23 protein-coding genes are annotated in these 26,006 nt (G+C 40.9%); 4 read left to right on the top strand and 19 right to left on the bottom strand.

The window, feature by feature from the left end; translation table 11 throughout:
* Nucleotides 1–43 precede the first annotated feature (43 nt).
* From der to GBI16_RS07265, 19 genes are all read right to left on the bottom strand, one after another.
* Nucleotides 44–1,453, bottom strand: coding sequence for a ribosome biogenesis GTPase Der (gene der, locus GBI16_RS07175; protein ID WP_151706815.1), 1,410 nt, complete (start codon nucleotides 1,451–1,453; stop codon nucleotides 44–46).
* A gap of 168 nt (nucleotides 1,454–1,621) precedes the next feature.
* The gene (gene bamB, locus GBI16_RS07180; protein WP_086210450.1) at nucleotides 1,622–2,767 is read right to left on the bottom strand and encodes an outer membrane protein assembly factor BamB; all 1,146 of its coding nucleotides are present in this window, start codon (nucleotides 2,765–2,767) and stop codon (nucleotides 1,622–1,624) included.
* Nucleotides 2,767–3,462: a tetratricopeptide repeat protein gene (locus GBI16_RS07185; RefSeq protein ID WP_086210451.1), complete on the bottom strand. Its 696-nt coding sequence runs from the start codon at nucleotides 3,460–3,462 to the stop codon at nucleotides 2,767–2,769. The genes bamB and GBI16_RS07185 overlap by 1 nt, the downstream gene beginning before the upstream one ends.
* Nucleotides 3,463–3,489: 27 nt before the next feature.
* Entirely contained in the window at nucleotides 3,490–4,785 is a 1,296-nt protein-coding gene (hisS, locus tag GBI16_RS07190) for a histidine--tRNA ligase (protein WP_086210452.1), read from the bottom strand.
* 3 nt (nucleotides 4,786–4,788) lie between these two features.
* On the bottom strand, nucleotides 4,789–5,910 hold the full coding sequence (gene ispG / locus GBI16_RS07195) for a flavodoxin-dependent (E)-4-hydroxy-3-methylbut-2-enyl-diphosphate synthase (protein WP_086210453.1): 1,122 nt from the start codon (nucleotides 5,908–5,910) through the stop codon (nucleotides 4,789–4,791).
* 18 nt (nucleotides 5,911–5,928) lie between these two features.
* The gene (locus tag GBI16_RS07200) at nucleotides 5,929–6,705 is read right to left on the bottom strand and encodes a helix-turn-helix domain-containing protein (protein WP_086210454.1); all 777 of its coding nucleotides are present in this window, start codon (nucleotides 6,703–6,705) and stop codon (nucleotides 5,929–5,931) included.
* Nucleotides 6,696–7,496, bottom strand: coding sequence for a type IV pilus biogenesis/stability protein PilW (gene pilW / locus GBI16_RS07205; protein ID WP_086210455.1), 801 nt, complete (start codon nucleotides 7,494–7,496; stop codon nucleotides 6,696–6,698). The genes GBI16_RS07200 and pilW overlap by 10 nt, the downstream gene beginning before the upstream one ends.
* Nucleotides 7,497–7,512: 16 nt before the next feature.
* Complete coding sequence (gene rlmN, locus GBI16_RS07210) at nucleotides 7,513–8,748, bottom strand: 23S rRNA (adenine(2503)-C(2))-methyltransferase RlmN (RefSeq protein WP_119064694.1); 1,236 nt, start codon at nucleotides 8,746–8,748, stop codon at nucleotides 7,513–7,515.
* Nucleotides 8,749–8,870: 122 nt separating this feature from the next.
* Nucleotides 8,871–9,302, bottom strand: coding sequence for a nucleoside-diphosphate kinase (gene ndk, locus GBI16_RS07215; protein WP_004697669.1), 432 nt, complete (start codon nucleotides 9,300–9,302; stop codon nucleotides 8,871–8,873).
* Between the two features lie 110 nt (nucleotides 9,303–9,412).
* A complete protein-coding gene (gene iscX / locus GBI16_RS07220; protein ID WP_086210456.1) occupies nucleotides 9,413–9,613 on the bottom strand; it encodes a Fe-S cluster assembly protein IscX in 201 nt (66 codons plus the stop codon).
* 90 nt (nucleotides 9,614–9,703) lie between these two features.
* Nucleotides 9,704–10,255: a phosphatase PAP2 family protein gene (locus tag GBI16_RS07225; RefSeq protein ID WP_086210457.1), complete on the bottom strand. Its 552-nt coding sequence runs from the start codon at nucleotides 10,253–10,255 to the stop codon at nucleotides 9,704–9,706.
* A 169-nt stretch (nucleotides 10,256–10,424) separates the two neighbouring features.
* On the bottom strand, nucleotides 10,425–11,717 hold the full coding sequence (locus GBI16_RS07230; RefSeq protein ID WP_086210458.1) for a glycosyltransferase family 1 protein: 1,293 nt from the start codon (nucleotides 11,715–11,717) through the stop codon (nucleotides 10,425–10,427).
* A gap of 148 nt (nucleotides 11,718–11,865) precedes the next feature.
* On the bottom strand, nucleotides 11,866–12,282 hold the full coding sequence (locus GBI16_RS07235) for a hypothetical protein (RefSeq protein WP_151706816.1): 417 nt from the start codon (nucleotides 12,280–12,282) through the stop codon (nucleotides 11,866–11,868).
* 16 nt (nucleotides 12,283–12,298) lie between these two features.
* Entirely contained in the window at nucleotides 12,299–14,602 is a 2,304-nt protein-coding gene (locus GBI16_RS07240) for a fimbria/pilus outer membrane usher protein (protein WP_119064696.1), read from the bottom strand.
* Between the two features lie 18 nt (nucleotides 14,603–14,620).
* On the bottom strand, nucleotides 14,621–15,325 hold the full coding sequence (locus tag GBI16_RS07245) for a molecular chaperone (RefSeq protein WP_151706817.1): 705 nt from the start codon (nucleotides 15,323–15,325) through the stop codon (nucleotides 14,621–14,623).
* Nucleotides 15,326–15,397: 72 nt separating this feature from the next.
* Nucleotides 15,398–15,922 carry a hypothetical protein gene (locus tag GBI16_RS07250; RefSeq protein WP_086210462.1) on the bottom strand — a complete coding sequence of 175 codons (525 nt, stop codon included), beginning with the start codon at nucleotides 15,920–15,922 and terminating at the stop codon, nucleotides 15,398–15,400.
* 1,062 nt (nucleotides 15,923–16,984) lie between these two features.
* Entirely contained in the window at nucleotides 16,985–18,001 is a 1,017-nt protein-coding gene (ilvC, locus tag GBI16_RS07255) for a ketol-acid reductoisomerase (protein ID WP_086210463.1), read from the bottom strand.
* A 103-nt stretch (nucleotides 18,002–18,104) separates the two neighbouring features.
* Entirely contained in the window at nucleotides 18,105–18,596 is a 492-nt protein-coding gene (gene ilvN / locus GBI16_RS07260) for an acetolactate synthase small subunit (RefSeq protein WP_004697653.1), read from the bottom strand.
* Complete coding sequence (locus GBI16_RS07265) at nucleotides 18,593–20,320, bottom strand: acetolactate synthase 3 large subunit (RefSeq protein WP_086210464.1); 1,728 nt, start codon at nucleotides 20,318–20,320, stop codon at nucleotides 18,593–18,595. Before GBI16_RS07265 ends, ilvN begins: the two co-directional genes overlap by 4 nt.
* A 782-nt stretch (nucleotides 20,321–21,102) precedes the next feature.
* Here GBI16_RS07265 and GBI16_RS07270 point away from each other — a divergent pair.
* The 4 genes from GBI16_RS07270 (at nucleotide 21,103) to holA (ending at nucleotide 25,948) form a co-directional block, all read left to right on the top strand.
* Nucleotides 21,103–21,447 (top strand): DUF4124 domain-containing protein, encoded by a 345-nt coding sequence (locus GBI16_RS07270; RefSeq protein WP_404814588.1) that lies wholly within the window; start codon nucleotides 21,103–21,105, stop codon nucleotides 21,445–21,447.
* Between the two features lie 138 nt (nucleotides 21,448–21,585).
* Nucleotides 21,586–24,222 carry a leucine--tRNA ligase gene (leuS, locus tag GBI16_RS07275; RefSeq protein WP_151706818.1) on the top strand — a complete coding sequence of 879 codons (2,637 nt, stop codon included), beginning with the start codon at nucleotides 21,586–21,588 and terminating at the stop codon, nucleotides 24,220–24,222.
* A 217-nt stretch (nucleotides 24,223–24,439) separates the two neighbouring features.
* The gene (gene lptE, locus GBI16_RS07280; protein ID WP_086210466.1) at nucleotides 24,440–24,949 is read left to right on the top strand and encodes an LPS assembly lipoprotein LptE; all 510 of its coding nucleotides are present in this window, start codon (nucleotides 24,440–24,442) and stop codon (nucleotides 24,947–24,949) included.
* 9 nt (nucleotides 24,950–24,958) lie between these two features.
* Nucleotides 24,959–25,948 (top strand): DNA polymerase III subunit delta, encoded by a 990-nt coding sequence (holA, locus tag GBI16_RS07285; protein ID WP_110974648.1) that lies wholly within the window; start codon nucleotides 24,959–24,961, stop codon nucleotides 25,946–25,948.
* The last annotated feature ends 58 nt before the right edge of the window (nucleotides 25,949–26,006 follow it).

The following is a 26,006-nucleotide window of genomic DNA, read 5'->3' on the forward strand; positions in this document are numbered from 1 at the left end:
AAGATCACTTTGGGCTTTTCAGCATCAGAACCTTAATACCTGATTAACGTTTGAATTTCTTCTCTGCTTTCTTAAACTTCTGAACATAACGACGCTTACGCGCTGCTGTACGCTCATCCACTTGCGACCTACGTCCTTCAAATGGGTTTTCAGAGGTTCTAAACTCAATACGCACTGGCGTACCCTCAAGCTTATACACTTTACGGAATACGTTTTCCAAATAACGGCGGTAGTCATGTGGAGTCTTGTCGACTTTGTTGCCGTGAATCACGATGGTTGGTGGATTTTGTCCACCCATATGTGCATAACGCATCTTGATACGACGACCTTGTACCATAGGTGGTTGATGCGCATCGGTTGCATCATTTAAAATTTGTGTAATTTTCGCAGGCGAGACTTTCAAATGCGATGAGTCATAAGCACGGTGAATTGATGGATACATTTCACCAACACCCGTACCATGCAAAGCAGAAATCAGGTGGATCTTCGCCCAAGGAATAAAGTCAAAACGGCGCTCTACATCCAACTTACATTGCTTACGATCATACTCGGACATATTGTCCCATTTGTTAATCGCAATCACCATCGCTCGGCCTGCTTCAAGCGCATAGCCAATTAAGTGTAAGTCTTGTTCTACAATACCTTCACGCGCATCAACCACTATGACCACCACATGGGCATCTTTCATGGCTTGTAAGGTTTTCACGATTGAGAATTTCTCAATCATTTCATCAACCTTACCTTTACGACGAACACCTGCTGTGTCAATTAAGGTGTACTGACGGCCATCACGCTCAAACGGAATATAGATTGAATCACGGGTGGTTCCCGGTTGGTCAAATGCCACCACACGCTCTTCACCCAATAAACGGTTGACTAACGTTGATTTACCCACATTCGGACGACCAATAATCGCTAAGCGTAAACCTGTGTGCTTATCATGTTCGTCTGGGTTTTCATCTTCAGGCACATCATGTAGAACTTCTTCCAGCATTTGCTGAACACCGCGACCATGGCTTGCTGCCACTTGCAGAGGTTCACCCATACCGAGTTTGTAAAACTCAACCAAAGCTGCTTCAGCGTGTACACCATCGACTTTATTGGCAACCAAAAAAACTTTTTTGCCTAATGTACGCAGTTCGCGAGCAATTTGTTCATCTGAGGCTAACAAGCCTGCGCGAGCATCGACCACAAAAACAATAATATCAGCCTCATTAATGGCTGTTTTAGACTGTTCTGCCATGTAAGAGTCGATACCCCCCTCATTTTCGCCGATACCGCCTGTATCAACCACAATGAAAGACTTATTTTGATATACAGCGTCACCATATTTACGGTCACGCGTCAGGCCAGCAAAGTCAGCAACAAGCGCGTCACGACTCTTGGTGATCTGATTGAATAGCGTTGATTTTCCGACGTTCGGACGGCCAATGAGCGCAATTACGGGTTTCATAGATTAACCTTTATTCAAGATCAGCCAGTAAGACTGGTCTGAACATCAGAAACTGGAAGAAAAATAAGGTGAAAAACCTGAATAAAAACTCGGGGTCTTGTCTAAACAAATACCCCGAGGAAATTTAAAAATACGAATTTCGACTAGTTTAACATAAGTCGAACAGAATTAACGATTCTGCCAAATGCTTAATGCACCCTTTCGTGTTGCAACATAAAGTTGATCATCAATCACACGTAAAGTACGCACTTCACCAGAAGTCTTAGCACGACCAATCAATTCACCTGTTGCAGGGTTAATCATGTGCAATACACCATCTAGATCACCCACAATCAGGTCTTGACCTAACATCACAGGATTACTCAATTGGCGATTCAGCAGACTGTCATTTTCCCACAGTTTTTGACCCGTCGTAATTTCATAAGCCACTAATTTACCATCGGCCTGTGCAACAAACACGCCATTGCCAACCACTTCAGGGCGTTGTGTACTACTCGAATCTTCACTCCATACCACTTGCTGTGAAGCCAAATCCGTCATAGTGACTTGACCTTGATAACTGGTAGTAATCAAATACTGACCTGCAACTACTGGGTCACCGTCGATATCATTTAAACGCTGAATATCCGAACGACCATCCGACACGGCTACACGACGCTGCATTCGTGGCACACCCGTAACTACATCTAAAGCATAGACATAGGCATTTGCAGTAGAAATGAGTACTGTGCGCGAATCAACAGGCACTGGTGCCGCATTACCACGAAGGCTAAGTTGAACATTTGGTAAGTTATAGGTCCACACTTGTTGACCTGTCGCCAAATCATGTGCAAAAACGGTTCCATCATTACTGACAGAAATCACACGCCCCGCTTGAACCAACGATGGCGCAAGTAGTGCCCCTGTTAGTTGTGCTGTCCATTTTTGCTCGCCTGTCGCTTGGTCTAAAGCAAACAATTGGCCTTTAGCATTACCCACTATGACATAACCATCAGCCGCTTCCACACCTGAGCTTAAGCCAGCCTTAGACACTTCTTTCTGCCAAAGTTTTTGTTTGCCTTTATAAGCCGTCACTTCACCTTTTGGATCAAGCGCAAAAACCACACCATTGTCTGCATCTAGACGTAACCGTAAAGGGTCCGCTGTCGAAGTTGAAGACACACTTTGAGAAAATACAGGGGTCAGCGTTTTCGCTTGAGTCAGTTTTGGAAGTGGATTCGGCTTAACTTCTTCTACTTTGCCACTACTTGCACAACCCGCAAGAGCCAAAGTCAATACGGTTAATGCGCACGAAATTTTGTATTTTCTATTCATTAAGATTCTTCCGCAACGGTTTCTATGATTGGACGTTCGATTTCAGGATCATCAACTAAAATACCAACACTTTCGAGTTTAATTTGTAAAATTTGGCGTTCTTGTTTACGTTCAACCAACTGATCCCATGCACTTTGGTAGGCTTTTTTGGCATTGTCGATATCATTTTTAGCCACATAGACATCACCCAAAGCTTCATCAGCCGTTGCTTTAAAAGCAGGATCAGTCACTTGCGCTAATGTTTTAATTGAATCATCAAATTTCTTTTGTGCCAATTGAGCATACGCCAAGCGTAGTTTTACAATTTGCACTAAACCATCGTCATCGACTTTCGAGTTTTCAACTTTTTTCAACGCTTTTTCAGCACTTGCATAATCTGCTTTGTCATAAGCTAATTTTGCCATCAACAATTGCGTTTGAATGGCCTGAGCCGAATCTGGTGCATCTTTTACGATTTTATCCGCAGTTGCTGACAAGGCAGTAAATGCATCACCTTGCGTTGCACGTGCTTCATCCATCAATTGCTGAACTTTAGCCGTGTTCATTTGGTTCTCGGCCAAAGTCTTCTTCTGCCAGTATTGCCATCCAAAAAAGGCAATCAGCGCAATTAAAATCCCACTAATAATAGCTGAACCATATTTCTTAGTAAAAGACTTTAAACTATCAAGTTGTTCTTCATCACTTAATGCGCTCATGTGACTACCCTTTCCTTATATTTTGGCTTATTTTGAAGAAAATTTTTCAATCATAAATGGCACGATGTCATCCACCGCAACCAAAGTTTGTTCAGCTGTTGCCAACTCTTTTACGGCAAACTGCGCAGCTTCCACCTCACGCTCACCCAAAATGAGGGCAAACAATGCGCCAGATTGATCCGCTTTTTTCATCTGTGACTTCATTGAACCCTGAGAGCCTACTTTCAAACGAATCGTGCTCGATGCTGCATCCAACTGATTGCGAATTTGCTCTGCAAGGACTAAAGCTTTGCCTTGAGACGCTGGATCTGCCAACAAAAACATTTCGCAGTCACGTACAGGTGTAGCATCTTCAACTTGCTCAAGAAGCAATAATAAACGCTCTATACCCATTGCAAAACCAACGGCTGGCACAGACTGATCTGCTTTGCCTTTGAGCTGTCCAACTAGACCATCATAACGACCACCGGCACAGACCGTGCCTTGTGAACCCAAATGCGTAGTGGTCCATTCAAAAACGGTTTTGTTGTAATAATCCAAGCCACGCACCAATTTCTGGTTAATGACAAAGCTTACACCTGCATCCGTTAAATATTGCTGCAAGGTTGCAAAGTGATTCAACGTTTCCTCACCCATAAAGTCATGCAACTTCGGTGCATTTTCCAAAATGGCTTGAGTTTTTGCATCTTTAGAGTCAAGAATGCGCAGTGGATTGGTGGTTAAACGACGCTGTGAGTCTTCATCCAAATCACCCTTGTGTGATTCTAAGAACTCCACCAATGCCGCACGATAAGCAGCACGCTCATCAGACTCACCTAAAGTATTCAATTCAAGTTGAACTTTGTCTGCCACACCCATGCGTTTCCACAGACGTGCGGTCATCAAAATCAGCTCAGCATCCATATCTGGGGTTGCTACACCAAAGGTTTCCACGCCAAATTGGTGGAACTGACGGTAACGGCCCTTTTGTGGCTTTTCATAACGAAACATCGGGCCAATATACCAAACCCGAGGAGTGGCACCACGAAGCAAGTTATGCTCAAGCATGGCGCGTACACAGCCTGCTGTTCCTTCAGGACGCAAAGTCAAAGACTCAGGCGGATTACCTTTATCCAAGAAGGTGTACATTTCTTTTTCAACGATATCCGTTGCATCCCCAATTGAACGTTTGAACAAATTGGTCTGTTCAACAATAGGTAAACGAATTTGTTGGTAGCCATAAGCATCCATCAATGATGCGAGATGCTGTTCAAGACGTCTCCATGCAGAGGTTTGCGTAGGAAGAATGTCATTAAAACCTTTGATTGCGACTATTGAACTCATGATCTACTCAGAAAAACTTGTGCGAATAATCTCTTTAGCTTTAGCGTCTTCAAGATCGCTAACACGTTGACGAACCATCGCTTCGATTTCGTCAACCAACTGATTTGTGTCAATTAAATGGCTCTTTTCGCCATTACGATACACCAGTGAACGTGGACTTGCACCAACTACACCAATATCGGCTTCTTTGGCTTCACCCGGACCATTCACTTTACACCCAATCACCGACACATCCATTGGGGTACGAATATCTTCTAAACGTTCTTCTAAAGCCTGCATCACTGAAATCACGTTAAACTCTTGACGTGAACAGCTCGGACAAGCAATAAAGTTAATGCCATTTGAGCGAAGACTAAGTGATTTTAAAATATCAAAGCCAATCTTAATCTCTTCTTCAGGTTCCGCTGCCAAGGAAATACGCATGGTGTCACCAATGCCATCCAACAGCAAACCGCCCAATGCAATCGCAGACTTCACCGAACCTGTTCGATAAATCCCCGCTTCTGTTACACCAAGGTGTAAAGGATTATCAATTTGCTGTGAAAGTAGGCGATAAGCGTCCATGGTTAAAAACACATTGGATGCTTTCACTGAAACTTTGAACTCGTGGAAATCTAAACGATCCAGAATATCAATATGGCGCATCGCCGACTCTAGCAATGCCTGACCAGTCGGCTCACCATATTTCTTTTGAATATCTTTCTCTAGTGAACCTGCATTCACCCCAATACGCATAGAAATATCGTTATGACGCGCCGCGGCTACCACTTCACGGATTTTGGCTTCAGAGCCAATATTTCCCGGGTTAATGCGCAAACAGTCCGCTCCCAAGTCTGCAACACGCAGTGCAATCTTGTAATCAAAGTGAATGTCTGCAACCAAAGGCACCGATGAACGCTTACGAATCTCACCAAAAGCTTCTGCCGCTTCCATCGTTGGCACAGAAACACGCATAATGTCTGCACCTACATCTGCACAACGCTGAATTTGTGCCAATGTTGCCTCAACATCACAAGTTTCGGTATTGGTCATACTTTGAATGCTGATCGGTGCATCACCACCGACATAGACTGAACCCACACGAATTTTGCGAGTAGGCTTGCGTTTAATTGGATTTACAATCATGGCTTTTCCTTGATCCCATTAACGTGACAAGCGGAAATCTGCTTTTCCACCGACGGTATATGGTGACAATGAAATACTTTCATTATTTAAGCTGAGTGACACAGCAGCCGCATCATCAATACGAATTTGAAAAGGGGTCTCTCCAGACAACTCAAGTGTTGAAGCCTGACGACCTGTTGCCAAAACTTTACCTGTTGAATCAACAATATGCACAGATGTTGGGCGATTGAACTCAAGTTTCAACTGATCCCCTGTGGTTGCAGCAGCGCCATTCATATTAATAATTTGAACATCTGATTCTGCTTGTTGAGCTGTCGTCTCATCAGCACCACCTGACCAATTTTGAATGACACCAAATAATGCTGCCAAAATGGCAATAACAACAATTGCAACTAGTCCGCGTTTCAACCACTTACGATTGCGGTCGCGATTAGAACCTGGCAATTTGCCCATAATTTTAATTGGCGAATTATTCAAAGCATGATTCGGCAGAAGTCCCGTATCATTGGCATAGATGTCATCGAAACGTTGGATAATCGTAGTTGCATCCACTTTCAGGTACTTCGCATAGGTACGATAGTAACCTTTAATAAACGTAGCTTCTGGAAGTGCCGTATATTCGTCCTGCTCAAGTGCAGTTAATGTCTTGAGTGGAATATTGAGCTCTTTCGAAACGTCGCTTAATTCACGTTTTTGTGCAATACGAATTTGACGAAGATAATCACCTGGACGCTGGATATTTCCTAAAGCATTGCTAGAACCATTCGATTGTGGTGAATTAGGATTTACTTCCATACGGCCTCAGTAGTGTACTGTAATTGCAAATAACGTTTGTATTCTTGACTATCTGGGTACAAGGCACGTAGCTGATTGACCAGTACTTGCGACCCCAAAGTGTCATGGTTTGCACGCGCAATTCGGATACCGATCCAAAGCGCACGCGCATCTAAGTTTTTCTCGCCAACGGCTCGCACAAATTGTTCATAATATTGTGTCGCTTCAGCGTATTGTTGGCGTAAATATAAAATTTCCGCCATTTCGATCATGGCAAGATAGGCATTTGAACTCACCTGTAGGGCTTGTTTAAAAGCAGCTTCTGCTTCGGCTACTCGACCTACCTGAATATACGCACGACCTAAATTTTCGAATGCTCGATAACGTTGATCATAGCCCAAAGTTGAAGCAGCAACTTGAAGTTGATCAATCGCGTCATTATAACGCCCAATTTGATATAAATACGTACCGTAGTTGTTACGAGCCTGTGCATTTTTTGGCTCAGTCGCAATGGCATGCTTGAAATAACGCTCAGCTTTTGCCACATTTTGCGGACTACCTTCGCGTTGTAACAGCACACCCATCATCATATTTGCAGATGCATCACGTGAGTCGATGTCTAAGGCCTGATCTAATGTACGTTTCGCCGTATCATAATCGTTTGACTTAATATATTCAGCTGCCAACTGAGTTCTAACTTGTACTGCTTTCGTCGGATCACCTTTCGTATTCACGGTTTGGCAACCCACTAAGTACCACACAGACACACCCAATGTCAGTGCAAGGTAAAGTTTAGAAACGGGTTTTTTCAATTGGCATCCCCTTATATTATCCTTGTGAACGTAGAATTTCGTTTTTCTCTGCTACTTTCTTTTTCCACTGCTCTGCACGACGAGTTCGATCCGCTACTTGGCCCACCAACTGTCCGCAGGCAGCATCAATATCATCGCCACGCGTTTGACGAATCGTACACACAAATCCTGCATCAGACAAAGTTTTTTGGAAAGAAATAATGCGGTTGCGACTTGAACGACCATAAGGCGCATGTGGAAATGGATTAAACGGAATCAAATTAATTTTACTTGGTAAGTTCTTCAACAATTTAATCATCTGCTGCGCATGCTCAGGATGATCATTCACCCCATCCAACATCACATATTCAATCGTGACATGCTTACGTGCACTTTCATTGCCATCTTTGGCGATATAACGCTGACATGCTGCAATCAGTTGTGCCAATGGATATTTTTTATTGATTGGAACCAACTCATTCCGCAGTTCGTCATTTGGCGCGTGTAGAGAGATTGCCAATGCAACATCAATATCTTGTGCCAATTGATCAATTTTCGGGACCACACCTGAAGTCGATAAGGTCACACGGCGTTTAGACATACCATAAGCAAAATCGTCTAGCATGATACGCATTGAGCTCAATACGGCATCATAGTTCAGTAGTGGCTCGCCCATGCCCATCATCACCACGTTGGTTACCGAACGCTCACGCTCAGCTACAGGCACATCTTCCATATAAGAATAGTTTGCAACCCACAACTGACCAATAATTTCATCTGGGTTTAAGTCGCGCTGAAAACCTTGTTTACCCGTTGAACAGAATGAACAATCCAGTGCACAGCCGACTTGAGATGAGATACATAAAGTACGGCGTAAACCACTACGATGTTCAGCAGGAATCAATACAGTTTCAACTAAAGAGCCTTCGCCCTCACCGACACGAAAAACCCATTTACGGGTACCATCTTTAGAATAATTCTTATGCACCACTTCAGGTGCTTTAATTTCACACAACTTTTCAAGTTTTTCACGTAATTTACCTGAGATATTGGTCATCTCAGCAAAATCAGTCACAAAAAATTGGTGAATCCATTTCATCACCTGTCCTGCACGAAATTTTTTCTCTCCCAAATCTTCGAAGAATTTTTCAAGCTGCGGACGTGACATGCCAAGTAAGTTCACTTTCGCAACAGAATTTTGCTGTGCAGGAGCGGATGGAGATTGTTGCTGTTCAGCCGAAACTGTAGAGACAGCGACCACTTCAGTACTCATGTGTATTACCTAAACCATGTCTAACGATGAAAGGAGAAGCTCAATAAACGAGCAGAAATATATTCAGGGAATAAAAAAACCAGATAAGTATAATAACACTTATCTGGTTTGAATACTTCGAATTAACGAGTACGCGGAGCAATCTCAGTTTGAGCGAAGAAGTAGTTCACTTCACGATCAGCAGATGCTACAGAGTCAGAACCGTGAGCAGCGTTTTCGTCGATGCTTACAGCGAAGTCAGCGCGGATAGTGCCTGGAGCTGCTTCTTTAGGATTCGTTGCGCCAAGGATTTCGCGGTGAGCAAGAACTGCGTTTTCGCCTTCAAGCACTGAAACAACAACTGGACCAGAAGTCATGAACGCAACTAAGTCAGCAAAGAAACCACGTTCTTTGTGCTCTGCGTAGAAACCTTCAGCTTCAGCTTGAGTCAAGTGTTTCATTTTAGTTGCAACGATTTGAAGACCAGCTTTTTCAAAACGAGCAAAAATGTCACCGATGTGGTTTTTAGCAACTGCGTCTGGTTTTACGATAGATAAAGTACGTTCAATAGCCATGATTGGCTCCTTAAGTCAATGTAGACATGAAAATTTTGGCGCATTATACCGAGATAATGCACAATTATCTGCTTTTACTCTGTAAAAAGTTGCTTTTTTCGATGCACGGATTATCGTGCTTCGTCAATCCATGCCATCTGAATTGCCTCAAGCAACCCTTCAGTTGACTTGTTAGGATCATCACTAAAGTCTGGTAAGGCACACACCCACGCATGTAAATCTGTAAAACGAATCCACTGCGGATCGACATCTGGATGAGCTTCATAGAGCTCAATAGCAATATCAATAGTGTCCGACCAACGTAAGCCCATAGTGGCGTCTCATCACAATATAGAAGATGCTGTACTGTAGCAAACTCTGAAATTTAAGCGTTAGTCTGTTTTGTGCAAAACTGCACTTTTTTACAACACGATATTTAAAAGTGGTGCACTACAAATTAAAGCCACTGCTACAACCGCGCCAATTGCAGCCCCGACCAAAACATCACTTGGATAATGTAGCCCCAAAATCATCCGAGATGCAGCGACCAAAACAGTAAAAGGCAACATAAGGATCAATAAAATTGGCTGTACGAAACCTAGCAATGTACTCACCATCACCGCATGTAAGGTATGACCTGAAGGGAAACTAAAATGATCAAGCGGTCGCTCACCCATTCGAATCACCTGATGCACTTGATAAGGTCGTGGACGAATCGTTTTTATTTTTAGAACCTTATAAATCAAAGTACCGCATAGTGAACCCAAAACCAAATACACAATTTGCAGACTGTAGACTAGACCTTGTAACAGCCAAGTTAAAGCCAACATGGTGTACCAAAAAACACCATCGCCCAATCGGCTGATTCGTTTGAAAAAATTAGCTACTGTCTGTGAATGGGAAAAATGATTAAGATAAACACAGCCCTTTAGATCTAAATCTAATATTCTTATTTTTGCAGTTTTAAGATTCATACCACTTCTCCTTAACAACAACGTTGAAAGTTCAGCTGGAAAATCATTGTTATGCCGACGATTTTAGCCCGTCTAAGGGATTTTATTACGCTTCATTTTAAAGGATATTTTTGACAGTTTGATGATCTTCACTAAACTCATCCATAAATACCCGCACTCATTTACAATTTTAACCACGAAGCGATGATGATGCTTTCAGACTCGCCACCTGATATAAAGCTTGCTCAAACTGTTTCACAGGATATTGCCAACCAACACTTTCAATATCTTGACGCGCTTGAGCACCCATGGTTTTAAGTACAGTTTGCGCTGGCAACTGTATAATCGTTTGCATAAAATGTGCCACCTGTCCAAAAGGACTCAGCCAACCTGTTTTTCCATGTTGGACATATCGCTGCGGGCTTGCATAATTATACGCCACCACAGGTAAACCACTTGCCATCGCTTCAAGCACCACATTGCCAAAAGTTTCTATTTGGCTAGCAAAAACAAAAACATCCGCACTGGCATAGGCTTGAGCGAGTGACTGTCCTGTTAAGCTGCCTGTAAAAATCACATCTGAACCATTGGCCATCTCCGTTAAACGCTTACGATCTGGCCCATCCCCCACAATCACCATTTTAAATTTGCGTGATGACTGCTTCTTGATATTCAAATAACTTTGAATGAGCACATCCACCTCTTTTTCAGGAGATAAACGCCCTACATATAAAAGCACAGTGGTATTTGCATCTGCTTGCCAATATAGACGCATTTGTTCCGAGCGATGTTCTGGCTGAAAACGTATGGTATCTACCCCTCGTCCAACCTCAACCAAAGGACAGGTCACTCCAAAATCCTGAAGTTGATTTAACGTGGTTTGACTCGGCACACAAGTGAGTACCGTATGGTTATGAAACCAACGAAGATAGCTTTCAATCGGCTTTACCAGCAAAGCCAAATCAAAAAAGCGACTAAAATCATGAAAAGTTGAATGAAAGCCACTAGATACTGGAATTTGATGCGCTTGAGCGGCATACAGCGCAGTCAATCCCAAAGGGCCTTCCGTTACAATATGCACGACATCTGGACTGAAACGCTCAATCGCCTTGCTGACTTTGACATACTGAGGCATGCCAAATTGCATCTCCGTATATTTTGGAATACTTTTCGCCCAGACTAAACACTCGTGTTCGGCCTGAAACTCTGTGCATATATTTTTTTGCATTGGGCGAATCAACTGAATGCGATGCCCCTGTTTTTGCAAGCCTTTACATAATTGTAACAGTGAATTTGCGACACCATTGATTTCTGGTGACCATGTTTCAGTCACGATAGTAATTTTTAATTTAGGCTTAAGAGTTTCTTGAAGCAGGGAAAGCTCTTGCTGAAAATTTTGTTGATGTTGTTGTTTTAAATAAAACCGCTGTGGTTCGGGGAAATTGTGCTGTTTGAATAATTTTGTTGTCATTGAACCGATCATACTACACCAAACTTTTCTTATTTTAAGTAAAGCTTAACTGAACTATTTGACAGTTTGATGATTGAATGATGAAACTAATTTAACATTCCCCACGCAAAAAGATAGGCCACTTGGCCATATCTTTTATATATGAAGCATTACACTTCGTTTAAAACATTAAGTTAATATAAAGGTTATCTCGATAAATTCCAGCTGGCGTCAATGCCGTTGGTCGCTCCATCAATTGCACCAATACCACAAACTTACTTTGTGCAGTTGCAGGTTGTGAGATAGGACTATTCCAACGCGAAGCACTCGCACCCGAAATATTCATTTGCGTTCTTAGTTTATGATTTTTCTCATTCACTAAATAACTGCTACCCGTTGCATTCATTAAATTACGAGAATTAAACTTAATCGCATAATTACTATCGCATGCGACTGAAAAAGAAGTCGCAGCCTGACTTAGATAAGAAGAACTCAAATTCAGCTGGCTTGAGGTTAAGCGCTCAATTTGACACTGTTTTGCATAGGTCAAAGCTGATGCTCCTACACAAAACACGAATAAAACAACTCTCAGTTTCATGGCACTACTACTCCATCTATTTACAATGAAGATCCATTGCTGGTTGATTCTCTTCATTTACTGTATCTGTAATATTGAGTTCTGCTGAACAACTGCGCGCATCTTTGGTTTTAATCTGTATATTATATGTACCAGGAATCAAACCATAAAGCATGACACTACCATCAGTAGAAATCGGATAAACTTCCCCTTCACCATTATTATTAATATAAAGTTCAGAGCCTGGTGCAAAAGTATTATTATTACTGTCTAATGGTCTTATATTGACTTGTTTTGCATGAAAAACAGGAAAATCTATAATATAACCACGTTGGTTCAATGCTGTTAATTGTTTATTTGAATATTGTATTTTATCTTCCACAGGTAATTGATTTTGATCAAATGCAATATCATATTTTACATATGGAATAATATCATGAATAAACGCATACCCTTTTTTATTGGTTTTATCAACATAAGTCAATGACCTCAAAATATCAATATCCTGATAATCACCCACTTTAACCAATGTAAATGCATTGTCGACCATTTTAGTGAAACTGAGTTTATTACCTAACCAGACTACTGCACCTCGGTAGTTTAGCTGTGTTTCGCGATCATCACGACCTTGAATATGATAGAAATCCAAATCACCCACGTCAGTTTTTACTACACCATTTGCATTAAACATCGTTTCATCATTACGACGATTGACCCCAACTGAATAGTCGAAACCAACCTGATTAGAGTCATATTTAACCAATTGAAGGTTGGTATTCTGATCTGCTGACTGACTAAAATAAACCGACTTATCATCAAAACTATAACTAAGTGACAGAATCCCGCCAGAATCCTTACGATCACCAAAAGCATTGAAATAACTTAAACCAAAGGAGACTCTACGTCCGAAATTTCGATTAAAGCCAATATTAATGACTTTCTGATCACTATTCGGAAAATCTGGGTCATCATAATATTTTTGTTCGGCATAATTAATATTAACATTCTGTAAATACGGCACATTACTCATACCAAAGTAAGCAAGATTTTCAAATTTTGGGTAATTAGAAGAAACCCCTAATTCATCTCCAAGAAATTTAAAATTCCTCTCTGTATATTTAGAACTTGCCCCCATTGAGAAACGGCCAAAGTCTTTACTTGCAGATAATCCATAAGAATAATTAAACTGGTTATCATCATCATGAGATGCAAGGACTACACTATCCAAAACAAAAATATTGCTAACAGCCTGCGTCCACATAAAGCCTACATTTTGTATATCTTTACTGTATGACAAGTTTGTTCCAAGCGTTGTAGAGTTTGTCAGTCCTTTTCGATAATAAGTATTTACAAAGAAATCACGATAATCACTACTGTCCATATTATAGTTATAACGTAATTTACCAACAGCAATACTATACTCATTCAAGCCTGAGCGTAGCAGCCGATTGGTTACCATGATCGGAAAACTCTGCACACTTCGATTTCCAAGTACATCTTCAACGACAATTTGAGCATTACCTGCTTGTTGAATTTGCGCACCCATTAATAAATTATAATCACCAGGACTGACTTTCTGGCTGTATATATTTACTCCATTGATATACAAATCAACTGTGGAAGGAACCCGCGCACTGCCTTGTAAACTTGGCATATTCCAATAAATAAAGTTTGGTCTCTCGGTATAATTTGTTCCCCAATTCAATCCCGCAAAGCGTAGAGAATTAATCAAGGGATTATAGGTTGTAGTGGTATCACCGATGGTTAACCGAGTCATATTTTTGGGAAATTCAAAATCAACACTACTACTGAGTCGCACCACACGTTCATCTGTAGGGGTGTTCTGGTATAGCATGGAGTTTTTCATGATCCAGTAATCTTTAAAAACCCCTAACTCCATCAAGCCACTATAAGAGTCATTATTATTGCTATTGGCATATACGAAATCATAATTAATAAAACCACCAAAACTGGCCTTTTCAGGAATGATGTTATTGTTTAATGCATTAAAGTCCGTTTCAAAAAGTTCTGTTGGAATCGTGAGCTTAATGGATTGCGATGAATCATCAAAAGTTGACTGAACACCACTTGATGACACCAAGCAGAATTCTGGTCGCGAAGCTAAGGTTTTTAATTGCGCAGTTGAAATTTGACGTTCTGCCAGTACCTGACATTCAAGATAATATTGATCGCCCTGCTTTAATAAGGCGACATCTGTATGATGATCTAGATCATTAATCCAAAGGTTCGCAATATTTTCTTCCAGCACACCCTCACTGGCATTTACATTGAGTGCTAAAAAAAAATGAATAACGATCAGTATTTTTATTTTCGTATTCATTACACCCCCCACCTTGGACTAATCCGAGAATTTGAGTTCCACCATTTTATCGTTCTTATCTGTAAACAATTGAACGTAATAATTTTTAGGGTTTGTTATTCGTGTATTGTTTAGATCATAAGACATACTTTTATTTGCAAGCAAATAATTCATGGTTTCCGTTTTAAAAACTTCTTTTTTATTTGCATCTACAATTTTCAAATTTGCGATTTGAATATGCGATTTTGCATTATTTTTAACAATCAACTTATTATTTTCAACTTTGAAATTTAGTTTAACATCTTCCTGCTTACCAACAAAGAGGGGTAAATTAAAGCTGACCAGAAAATTTACTGAAGATTCTTTTACAGCCTGTGGAATTTCATCAACAATCACACGCCATGTCCCTTCTTGTTGCCCTTCTAAAACCGACTCTACCGGACGATTAAAACCGACGCGAATGGTTTGCTTACCATTGGCTTGTAAAATAAAATTCTTAGGGTTAATAATTAAACTATTGTCAGGCTCAAGCACATTTTCGCCATTGTCTTTTTGAGTCCACTTAAATGCTTTAACTTCAAAAATTCGCTTTTCTGTCTCATCTTTAGATTCTAGGGTTAATGTTGTTGTTCTTTGCTTTGCGGGATTTTGAATATACATTTGGACTGGGTCAACTGAAACACCAGCATGTGTTCCCGACATATACAGCATCGAAGACACCAGAATTGCTATTATTCTTTTCATGTTACACCCCTTATTATAATTTTAAAAAACCTAACCTGATACTGTGATCAAGTTAGGCTTAGTTTGACCAGATTAGTAGTAAACTTTAATTTTATAAGTATCGTTGTATGTACCCGCACGTTGGAAGGCACTTACTGCTGCATTTGTAACAGATACAGAGTATACATCATCAGCTAGACCATTGTGATTTGAGTTACCAAATGGAATCACACCACCGCCTGTTTTATTTGTAACAATTGTTGTTGGTACACGAACACTACCATCATCTTCATGTTTCACATAAGTGCTGGCACTTGTACCAGTGTTTGCTGTTTGAATGTTAAGCGTATAGTGGGTATTACTACGCACAGTGTAGGTTGAACTCTGAGTTCCGCCATTTTTATTCAACGTAATGGCACTACCACCGAGCACTTCACATTTTTTAGGAATTTCCAATTTAATTGGAATATCTTTTTCACAACCAAGTGAAGTACAGTTACCCCAATTATATCCGCCACCACCACGTGCTGCTTCGCCACCTTCATCATCAGCAAAAACCGCTGTTGAGCCAAGACCTAATGCAACTGCCATTAAAGATGTTTGAACTAACTTATTCATAGCCATTCTCCGGGACGTTTATTTTTAAAACCTGATTAATTGTTATGGTTACCCTTAATCAAAACTGGGCCTTTCTTGGCTACCAAGCTTTTTGTTAAGCGTGTTTTAATTGTAGTTATTCTGAACAAAAAACCACCTATACGCCCCTTTTCACTCAAAAAGACAACAAGTACGCATTTTTTAAAAAAGTAAATTTAAATAACTATTTTTATTTATATTTTTACATATCCTATATTTTTGAAGTCCCAAAAAATAGTTACACAACTTTCAGGTATGCACTTTTTTTGTGCATTTTAATATTTAAAATAGTTCCCTGTTTTATATTGGAAATTTATGACATTTTAGTTTTACATTTCATTACATCTTCGATTGAATAATTTCTTATTTTGCTGAAAATTTCATTTTTCATTCTTTTTTTAGTTGAATTTTCAAATATTTTATACATTTATAGCGATTACTTCGTGAAAACCGAAAGTTTATTCACATCCTATTTACCCAGTTCTAGGGATTGAATAAGATGACCAAAACCTCACTTTCAAACTTAAAAATTACATGAATGTGCTTTTTAGAAAACTTAAACCGACACTTCAAACCTAAATGTAATCTCAAGTACTCTTTTCTAGGATTTTCTTTATGAAAAATAAAATCCACAAAAACATTATTAATCCAATAATTTTATAAAGAATATTGAACTAAGATATAGCCACAAAAACAGATCATTCATTTGTGTTTTTTCTATTGGAACTCCCCCCCTAAGCACCCTCTTTTAGTGCTAAAACCACAGTGACGGCTCTATTTTTAGCATTGTGAGCTACTGCGGCACCGTCACTAGAACAACCAACACTCAACGCATAGCAGAAAAAAATCTTGTAAAAACAAGGATTCTTTAAAGATTAAACTAGAATTTAGTTTAATCTTTATCTACGAGTTTGTTCCTTGAATCCAAGGTACAAAAAAAGATAAAAGCACTGCTTTTATCTTGTTGAGGTACCTAAGCTTAAACATAAAAAAACCCACTCAAATAGAGTGGGTCTTCGCATTCAAATCAATTGATTCAAGAAATTAGTTCTTTTCTTTATCTACGATTTTGTTTGCTTGAATCCAAGGCATCATCGCACGTAACTTACCACCAGTTACTTCAATACCATGTGCTGCATTTTGACGACGACGAGCAGTCATAGATGGGTAGTTCAACGCACCTTCTTGAATGAACATCTTCGCATATTCACCAGATTGGATACGTTTAAGTGCATTACGCATCGCTTCACGAGACTGTTCGTTGATCACTTCAACACCAGTTACGTATTCGCCATATTCAGCATTGTTCGATACTGAATAGTTCATGTCTGCAATACCACCTTCGAACATCAAGTCAACAATCAACTTAAGTTCGTGTAAGCATTCGAAGTAAGCCATTTCAGGTGCATAACCTGCTTCAACTAAAGTTTCGAAGCCCATTTTAACAAGCTCTACTGCACCACCACAAAGAACTGCTTGCTCACCAAATAGGTCAGTTTCAGTTTCTTCACGGAATGAAGTTTCGATGATACCTGTACGACCACCACCTACGCCTGAAGCATAAGAAAGTGCTACGTTGCGTGCATTACCAGATGCATCCTGGTGAATCGCGATTAAGTCAGGAACACCTGAACCACGTTGGTATTCAGAACGTACTGTATGACCTGGTGCTTTTGGCGCAACCATGATCACGTCTAAATCAGCACGTGGAACAACTTGGTTATAAAGAACAGAGAAACCATGAGCAAATGCTAATGTTGCACCTTCTTTGATATTTGGCTCGATCACGTCACGATAAAGTTGTGATTGGAACTCATCTGGAGTCAAGATCATCACTACATCAGCTTGCGCTACAGCAGCAGGAACTTCAGCAACTTTAAGACCCGAATTTTCAGCTTTTTTCCAAGAAGTAGAACCAGCACGTAAACCTACAGTTACGTCTACACCAGAATCTTTAAGGTTAAGCGCATGCGCGTGACCTTGCGAACCGTAACCAATGATTGCTACTTTCTTAGATTGGATGATAGATAAGTCGCAGTCTTTATCGTAAAAAATTTGCATTGCTGTCTCCGCTAAAATGCTTTGTATTCTGTAATTTCACCAAGAGTTTATTTTTTGATGAAATCCTCCTTTTATCAAAAGGAGGTTGAATCGTGTTAATTAATTAAATGGTTAAAACTTTTTCGCCACGCGCGATGCCTGAAACACCAGAACGTACAACTTCAAGAATGGTATTCTCTGCTAATGCATCAATAAAACCATCAATTTTTTCAGTCGTACCCGCGATTTGAATGGTATAAGTCGTTGGGGTAACATCCACGATTTGCGCACGGAAAATGTCCGCAGTTCGTTTAATTTCAGCACGTGCCGAGCCAAGTGATTTGACCTTAATCAACATCAATTCACGCTCAATATGCGCACCTTCAGACAGATCAACCACTTTTACAACTTCAACTAATTTGTTGAGCTGCTTCGTGATTTGTTCAATTTTATGGTCATCACCATAAGTCGTTAGAGTCAAACGAGATAAAGTCGGATCTTCGGTTGGCGCAACGTTTAAGGTCTCAATGTTATAACCACGTTGAGAAAATAAACCCACCAAACGAGAAAGCGCACCAGCTTCGTTTTCTACAAGTACAGAGATAATGTGTCTCATGACGTGCGCTCCCCTTTACCTAACCACATATCTTGCATCGACTGACCTGCGATAAGCATTGGATAAACATGCTCGGTACGGTCAACCATAACGTTGATAAATACACATTTATCGTTGATTGCCATTGCTTCTGCAAGCTTAGACTCAAGCTCATCGGCATGGTTAATCTGAATACCTACATGACCATACGCTTCCATCAATTTAGGGAAGTCAGGCAATGAATCTACATAAGAACTCGAATGACGTCCTTCATAGTTCATATCTTGCCACTGCTTTACCATCCCTAAAGCTTGGTTATTCAAGCAGAGGATTTTTACGTTAAGGTCATATTGCTTACACGTCGAAAGCTCTTGGATACACATCTGGATGGATGCTTCACCTGTGATACATACTACTTGTTGGTCTGGGAAAGCTAATTTCGCAGCCATCGCGTAAGGTAAGCCCACACCCATGGTGCCAAGACCACCTGAATTAATCCATTGACGTGGACGCTTATACTTGTAGTAGTTTGCACCAAACATTTGGTGCTGACCTACGTCAGAAGTAATGATTGCTTCACCATTGGTGATTTTATCCAACGCTTCGACCACTTGCTGTGGCTTCATTGAACCATCAGTCGGTTTGTCATATTTCAAACCATGAACTTTACGCCATTCATTGATTTGTGCCCACCACGCGGCAATGTCTTCAGGATTTGGTTTAGACACATTCATCTGCTTGAGCTGTGTCAACATTTCTTGAAGAACAGGTTCTACCGCACCCACGATTGGGATATGCGCCATGATGGTTTTTGAAATCGTCGCAGGGTCGATATCAATATGAATCACTTTGGCATTTGGACAGAATTTTGCAGGATTGTTGGTTACACGGTCATCGAAACGCGCGCCAATACACAAAATCACATCAGCATTGTGCATGGTCATATTGGCTTCATAAGTACCATGCATACCCAACATACCAATGAACTGTGGATCATTACCTGGAAAGGCACCCAGACCCATCAAAGTATTGGTCACTGGGTAGCCTAGAATATGCGCCAACTCAGTCAACTGTTCTGATGCATTACCTTGTACAACACCACCACCTGTATAAATTACAGGGCGTTTTGCGTGAATTAGCTCTTCAATGGCTTTACGAATTTGACCTGAGTGACCACGATGCGGTGGTTGATACGAACGCATCTTCACTTTTTCTGGGTATTCGTAAGCAAACTTTTCAGCAGGATTAGTTGCATCTTTAGGAATATCAACCACCACAGGACCTGGACGACCTGAAGATGCGATATAAAAAGCCTTCTTAATAATCGAAGGAATTTCGCTGGCATGGCGCACTTGGAAACTATGTTTTACGATCGGGCGAGAAATACCGACCATATCTGTTTCTTGGAATGCATCTTCACCAATTAAATGTGACGCAACCTGACCTGACAAAATCACCATTGGGATTGAGTCCATATAAGCCGTTGCAATTGGAGTCACAGTATTGGTTGCACCCGGACCTGAAGTCACGAGCACCACACCCGTCTTACCTGTTACGCGCGAGTAAGCATCGGCCATATGACCAGCAGCTTGTTCATGGCGCACGAGGTAATGATTGATTTTGTCTTGTTGAAAGAACGCGTCGTAGATATGTAAAACTGCGCCGCCTGGGTATCCAAATACATGTTCAACGCCTTCGTCCGCCAATGCGCGAACGAGCATTTCACCACCAGATAAAAGTTCCAACGTGATTCACCCTAATCTTTATCACTGCAATGGTGGGAGGCACCAGCAGTGTTTCATTCATTGATTGTCTGCACTGTTATAGCACACATATTTCTTAGTTTTCATAGCAATAGGAAAAAATTCTGATCTGTATGCTGTTTGAGCACTATGAGATCTAAAATGTGTTGGGATAAACACATTTTTTTACTTTGTTCACGGTCTCGGCTAGAAAGCGTGTCCATTGCATGAAATGACACTTTATCGAAGGGTGATCGAGTAAAGGCATATAAAACTAAAGACAGCATTTTTAGGAGTTTCGTGACTAATGTCAAGTTTAAAAATTAGCTTTTTTTTGTTTATTTACAGACCGTTTATTTTTTATGCACCTTGATCAAAGAAACGAGGAAAGTTTTTCTTTATTTTTTAAAGTTCAAACCCATGATTTTCTATTGCTCTGAATTTATTAATAAAAAAAGGTCATGAAATCCATAAATAAGTTTAATAATACCTTTGCTTTAAAACTATTTCGGCACTTTGCATATTAAGTTTTTAGGCTTAAACCCATTTTTATATACAGATTTTTATAAGTTTATTCTTCTTTCTAACTGTGCCAGAAGACATATATTGTGATGTCAATTGAGTATTACACCTAAAAAACACAAAAAAACTTAGATGAAAAGACAGGCCAAACAATTTTTATTGTTCAAAAATAAGCATAAAATAGCCATAACGATAAACCCAATCAAATCGAATGATTAGGGATATAAAAAGGACAATCGCAGATGAGTTTTCCGTTTACAAAAATGCTTCTAGGTTTGGCTTGCATGGGGCTAACCCTGGTGACTACACAAAGCTTTGCCAAAACCTATTATAAGTGGGTGGACAGCCAAGGCTCGACACATTACACCACCACGCCACCACCCAAAACAGCAAAGAAGCAAGGTAAAATAGATACTTATGGTTGGAAGAACTCGCCTCAACAGACGACAACAGAAGCACCGTCCCCAAGCAATGTCCCGAGTCCTACACCAGCAATACCAGATGTTGTACCCACTGTAACCCCCGCAGCACCCGTGGAATTGGAAAACCAACAACGCGACGCCAATAAAGCATTACAAAAAGGGCAACGGGCTCAACCTGCGATTTAAACAACTCATACAGTTTCAGCTATATTTTCAACTTCTTTAATTTCCTGCACAAATCATGGTGCAAAATTCACTTTTAGGTGCATTTTGCGCTATGCTGTGCAACAAACTTTTTTTAATCATTGTTCTTAACATACGTATATGACTACTCACATTGACCCCGAATATCAAGCGAGCGCGATTGAACCTACCGTCCAACAAGACTGGGAAGCTCGTAAAGCCTTTAAAGTTGCAGACACTGTAGAAGGTCCACGTCGTTATATCCTCTCGATGTTCCCTTACCCAAGTGGCAAACTACATATGGGTCATGTGCGTAACTATACCATTGGCGATGTGATTAGCCGTTTCCACCGTCTCAAAGGGGAAACTGTCCTGCAACCTATGGGTTGGGATGCATTTGGTCTACCTGCTGAAAACGCTGCGATTGCCCATCAAGTTGCACCAGCAAAATGGACTTTTGAAAACATCGCATATATGCGTGATCAGTTAAAAAAATTGGGGCTTTCTGTCGATTGGGATCGTGAGTTTGCGACCTGTACCCCTGAATATTACCGCTGGGAACAGTGGTTGTTCGTACAACTGTACAAAAAAGGCTTGATCTATCGTAAGCTTTCAACAGTAAACTGGGACCCTGTAGACCAGACAGTTTTAGCCAATGAACAAGTTGAAAATGGTCGTGGTTGGCGTTCAGGTGCATTGGTTGAAAAACGTGATATTCCGATGTACTACTTCCGCATCACTGACTATGCACAAGAATTATTAGACGATTTAGACACATTAAAAGACGGTTGGCCACAGCAAGTCTTGACCATGCAACGTAACTGGATTGGTCGTTCAACGGGGATGGAAATCACCTTCCCTTCTGCCAATACTGAAATCTACGCAGATGGTTTAACCGTTTACACCACGCGTGCTGATACCTTAATGGGTGTGACTTATGTTGCCGTTGCAGCAGAACACCCTATGGCACTGAAAGCGGCTGCCGTCCAATCAGAAGCGGGCAATCCTGAACTTGCTGCATTTATTGAAGAATGCCGTATGGGTTCAGTCGCAGAAGCTGATTTAGCTACTGCTGAAAAGAAAGGCATGGCAACAGGCTTATCTGTGAAGCATCCTGTGACAGGTGAAGACTTACCTGTTTGGATTGCGAACTATGTGTTGATGTCATACGGCTCAGGTGCTGTGATGGCAGTGCCTGCACATGACGAACGCGACTTTGAATTTGCCAATAAATTTAACTTGCCAATCAAGCAAGTGATTGATGCCAAAGGCGCTGATGATGCTGAATACTCAGCAACTGAATGGCAAGAATGGTACGGCTCGAAAGAAGGTAAACTGATTAATTCAGGCGAGTTTGATGGTTTGGAATTCCAAGCTGCGTTTGATGCTTTCCTTGCAAAATTAGAACCACAAACTTTAGCGAATGCTAAGGTTCAATTCCGTTTACGTGACTGGGGCGTATCTCGTCAACGTTACTGGGGTTGCCCAATTCCAATGATCAACTGTAATAGCTGTGGTCAAGTCACAGTTCCAGAAGATCAATTGCCAGTGGTATTACCAACTGACGTCGTACCAGATGGTTCAGGTAATCCATTGAACAAGATGCCTGAATTCTATGAAACCAAATGCCCAAGTTGTGGTGGCGACGCACGTCGTGAAACTGATACTTTAGATACCTTTGTAGAATCATCTTGGTACTATGCACGTTATGCATCTCCAGACTTTACTGGCGGTATGGTTGATCCTGCTGCGAGTCAAACATGGCTTCCTGTAAACCAATATATCGGTGGTGTTGAACACGCGATTCTGCACTTACTTTATGCACGCTTCTTCCACAAATTGATGCGTGATGAAGGCGTTGTACAAGGCAATGAACCATTTACCAACTTGCTCACCCAAGGTATGGTCTTGGCAGATACTTACTACCGTGAAGCGGAATCAGGCAAGAAAACATGGTTTAACCCTGCGGATATCGACCTTGAGCGTGATGAAAAAGGTCGTATTCTGTCTGCGAAATACCAAGGTGACGGTCAAGAAGTCATTGTTGGTGGCCAAGAGAAAATGTCGAAATCGAAAAATAACGGTATCGACCCACAAGCTATTATTGATCAGTACGGTGCAGATACGGCACGTGTCTTCATGATGTTTGCTGCACCACCAGATCAATCATTAGAATGGTCAGATGCAGGTGTGGAAGGTGCAAACCGTTTCTTGAAACGTGTCTGGCGTTTGGTTGCAAACTTCCTTGAGAAAGACAATACCGCATCTAGCATTGACACAACGCAATTATCTACCGAAGCCCAAGATTTACGTCGTAAAACGCATGAAACCATCCAAAAAGTGGGTGATGACATTGAACGTCGCCATGCCTTTAACACAGCCATTGCAGCAATGATGGAACTGTTAAATGCCAACAACAAGTTTGAAGCGAAAACTGATAACGATGTTGCTGTTGCACGTGAATCAATCACGACTCTATTAACCTTACTTGCGCCATTTGCACCGCACTTGAGTCAAACGCTATTGGCTGAATTCGGGTTGGATTTAACCACTGTATTATTCCCGACTGCAGATGAATCTGCACTGGTACGAAATACACAAACGATCGTGGTTCAGGTCAACGGTAAACTTCGTGGTAAATTAGAAGTGTCTGTCGATGTATCGAAAGATGATTTACTTGCTTTAGCTAAAGCCTTGCCAGAAGTTCAACAATTCTTGACGGGTCCAACCAAGAAAGAAATTGTGGTACCCAATAAATTAGTAAATTTGGTGGTTTAAAGCCTTTGAGCCTGCCTTTTATAAAGGGAGACTTGGTGGGATTTTATTAGAAAATCTCCCTTGCGAAGCATTGCTTCTCACCTCTTTCAAAAGAGGCGGAAATGAAAAGGAATAAACAATTCCCAAACAAAGCCCGTTGCCAGTCAACGGGCTTTGCACATACAATCACGACATATTATTTTTCTTTTATCAAAAAGAGCAAAACAGAGGACAACACATGCATTTAGGCAAACGTTTGGCAGCCATTGTTTTAACTTGTGGCCTAGGTGCAAGCTTAGTCGGTTGTGGCTTTCATTTAAAAGGAACCAACCCAAGTACAACACCGATTGCTTATTCAAAAATAAATCTAGTTCTGCCAAAAGACACTGATGAGTTACATGAAAAATTAGCCATCTACCTTGGTGCATCTGGGGTTCAGTTGAGCAATGGTTCAGATGCCTATGTACTCCATGTTTTAGACTATAAACCACAGCGTTTAGAACTCAATGGTAAACTGATTGAAGTCATTTTACGACTAAACGTCACCTTCCGTATTGAAGATGCGCAAGGTCGCCCGATTACGGAGCCACGAACAGTTGTCGCGACACGTACATACCAATATAACGTTGAAACCGTCAACACCGATGATCAAGAAAAGACTTACTTGAACCAAGTCATCGTCGATGATATTGCTCAACAAATTGTTCGTCAGATTTCTTTGAATCGTTTACCCCCTGCCCAACAATAAGGTTATTGAATGAAACTTGACTATCTGCAAGCCTTAAAACGTGTCGATGAAGCCCGTGGTGCGTGGGTGATGCAAGGTCAAGAGCCATTACTTGAACAAAACTTACTAGATGCATTTCGGATCAGCTGGCAAAAACAAGAGATCGAACGGCAACGTCATGACATTAATAATGTTAATGATTGGAAAAATGTCTTTAATGCACTCAACAGCTTATCCTTATTTTCCAGCCAGTTAGCCATTGAAGTTCATGGCAATATTAAGCCTGATGCCAACGGCCTTAAGCTGCTAAAAAGTTATATCCAAAACAATGAACAGAATTTGCTTTTGGTCGTGATGCCCAAGCAAGACAGTGCCAGCCTAAAAACTGGCTTTTTTCAAACTGTTGAAGCCAATGGTGTGCATGTGGCCCTGACCGCGAATTATCCGCGGGATCGTCAGCAGATTTTAGGCATTGAAGCAGATAAACTGGGGATAAAACTCAGTCAGGATGCATGGCAATGGTTAGAACAGCATCATGAACATAACCTACTTGCAGCAAAAAACAGCTTGATGCGTGTCAGCGATACTTTTTCCGAAGTTGAACTGATTCAAATTGATCACTTACAAGCTTGTTTGCAAGACCAGTCCCGTTATAGCACCTTCGATTTAAGCGATGCCCTACTCGAAGGGAATTTAGCGCAATCCATTAAAATTTATCAATATCTGATTGCTTCAGGCGAACCTCTCAGTCTGATTTTGTGGAGTATCAGCAAAGAAATGCGTTTATTGATGCAACTATTTGAACAACCACAAAATGCGCTACAACTCGGCATTTGGAAAAATAAAGTTAGCGTCTATCAACACGCTTTACGTCGACTAAATCCGCACTGTTTTTTGACATGGCCCCATTTATTACTACGGATTGATGCTTCAATTAAGGGTTTACAACATGAAAATGCAGAACATGTCGTGATGCAAGCGATTGCCTCACTCTGTGGAAAATCACTTTTTCCAGCTTAAATTCACGGTATCTTCATTTTTAAAATAATAATCATTTCTATTTGTTCAAAAAATTCAC

The organism is Acinetobacter sp. TUM15064, from assembly GCF_008980265.1.
GTDB lineage: Bacteria > Pseudomonadota > Gammaproteobacteria > Pseudomonadales > Moraxellaceae > Acinetobacter.

Bases quoted from the DNA above. Each gene is read 5' to 3' on its own strand.
- der (WP_151706815.1), bottom strand. From the start codon at position 1,453: ATGAAACCCGTAATTGCGCTCATTGGCCGTCCGAACGTCGGAAAATCA.
- bamB (WP_086210450.1), bottom strand. From the start codon at position 2,767: ATGAATAGAAAATACAAAATTTCGTGCGCATTAACCGTATTGACTTTG.
- GBI16_RS07185 (WP_086210451.1), bottom strand. From the start codon at position 3,462: ATGAGCGCATTAAGTGATGAAGAACAACTTGATAGTTTAAAGTCTTTT.
- hisS (WP_086210452.1), bottom strand. From the start codon at position 4,785: ATGAGTTCAATAGTCGCAATCAAAGGTTTTAATGACATTCTTCCTACG.
- ispG (WP_086210453.1), bottom strand. From the start codon at position 5,910: ATGATTGTAAATCCAATTAAACGCAAGCCTACTCGCAAAATTCGTGTG.
- GBI16_RS07200 (WP_086210454.1), bottom strand. From the start codon at position 6,705: ATGGAAGTAAATCCTAATTCACCACAATCGAATGGTTCTAGCAATGCT.
- rlmN (WP_119064694.1), bottom strand. From the start codon at position 8,748: ATGAGTACTGAAGTGGTCGCTGTCTCTACAGTTTCGGCTGAACAGCAA.
- ndk (WP_004697669.1), bottom strand. From the start codon at position 9,302: ATGGCTATTGAACGTACTTTATCTATCGTAAAACCAGACGCAGTTGCT.
- iscX (WP_086210456.1), bottom strand. From the start codon at position 9,613: ATGGGCTTACGTTGGTCGGACACTATTGATATTGCTATTGAGCTCTAT.
- GBI16_RS07225 (WP_086210457.1), bottom strand. From the start codon at position 10,255: ATGAATCTTAAAACTGCAAAAATAAGAATATTAGATTTAGATCTAAAG.
- GBI16_RS07230 (WP_086210458.1), bottom strand. From the start codon at position 11,717: ATGATCGGTTCAATGACAACAAAATTATTCAAACAGCACAATTTCCCC.
- GBI16_RS07235 (WP_151706816.1), bottom strand. From the start codon at position 12,282: ATGAAACTGAGAGTTGTTTTATTCGTGTTTTGTGTAGGAGCATCAGCT.
- GBI16_RS07240 (WP_119064696.1), bottom strand. From the start codon at position 14,602: ATGAATACGAAAATAAAAATACTGATCGTTATTCATTTTTTTTTAGCA.
- GBI16_RS07245 (WP_151706817.1), bottom strand. From the start codon at position 15,325: ATGAAAAGAATAATAGCAATTCTGGTGTCTTCGATGCTGTATATGTCG.
- GBI16_RS07250 (WP_086210462.1), bottom strand. From the start codon at position 15,922: ATGAATAAGTTAGTTCAAACATCTTTAATGGCAGTTGCATTAGGTCTT.
- ilvC (WP_086210463.1), bottom strand. From the start codon at position 18,001: ATGCAAATTTTTTACGATAAAGACTGCGACTTATCTATCATCCAATCT.
- ilvN (WP_004697653.1), bottom strand. From the start codon at position 18,596: ATGAGACACATTATCTCTGTACTTGTAGAAAACGAAGCTGGTGCGCTT.
- GBI16_RS07270 (WP_404814588.1), top strand. From the start codon at position 21,103: ATGCTTCTAGGTTTGGCTTGCATGGGGCTAACCCTGGTGACTACACAA.
- leuS (WP_151706818.1), top strand. From the start codon at position 21,586: ATGACTACTCACATTGACCCCGAATATCAAGCGAGCGCGATTGAACCT.
- lptE (WP_086210466.1), top strand. From the start codon at position 24,440: ATGCATTTAGGCAAACGTTTGGCAGCCATTGTTTTAACTTGTGGCCTA.
- holA (WP_110974648.1), top strand. From the start codon at position 24,959: ATGAAACTTGACTATCTGCAAGCCTTAAAACGTGTCGATGAAGCCCGT.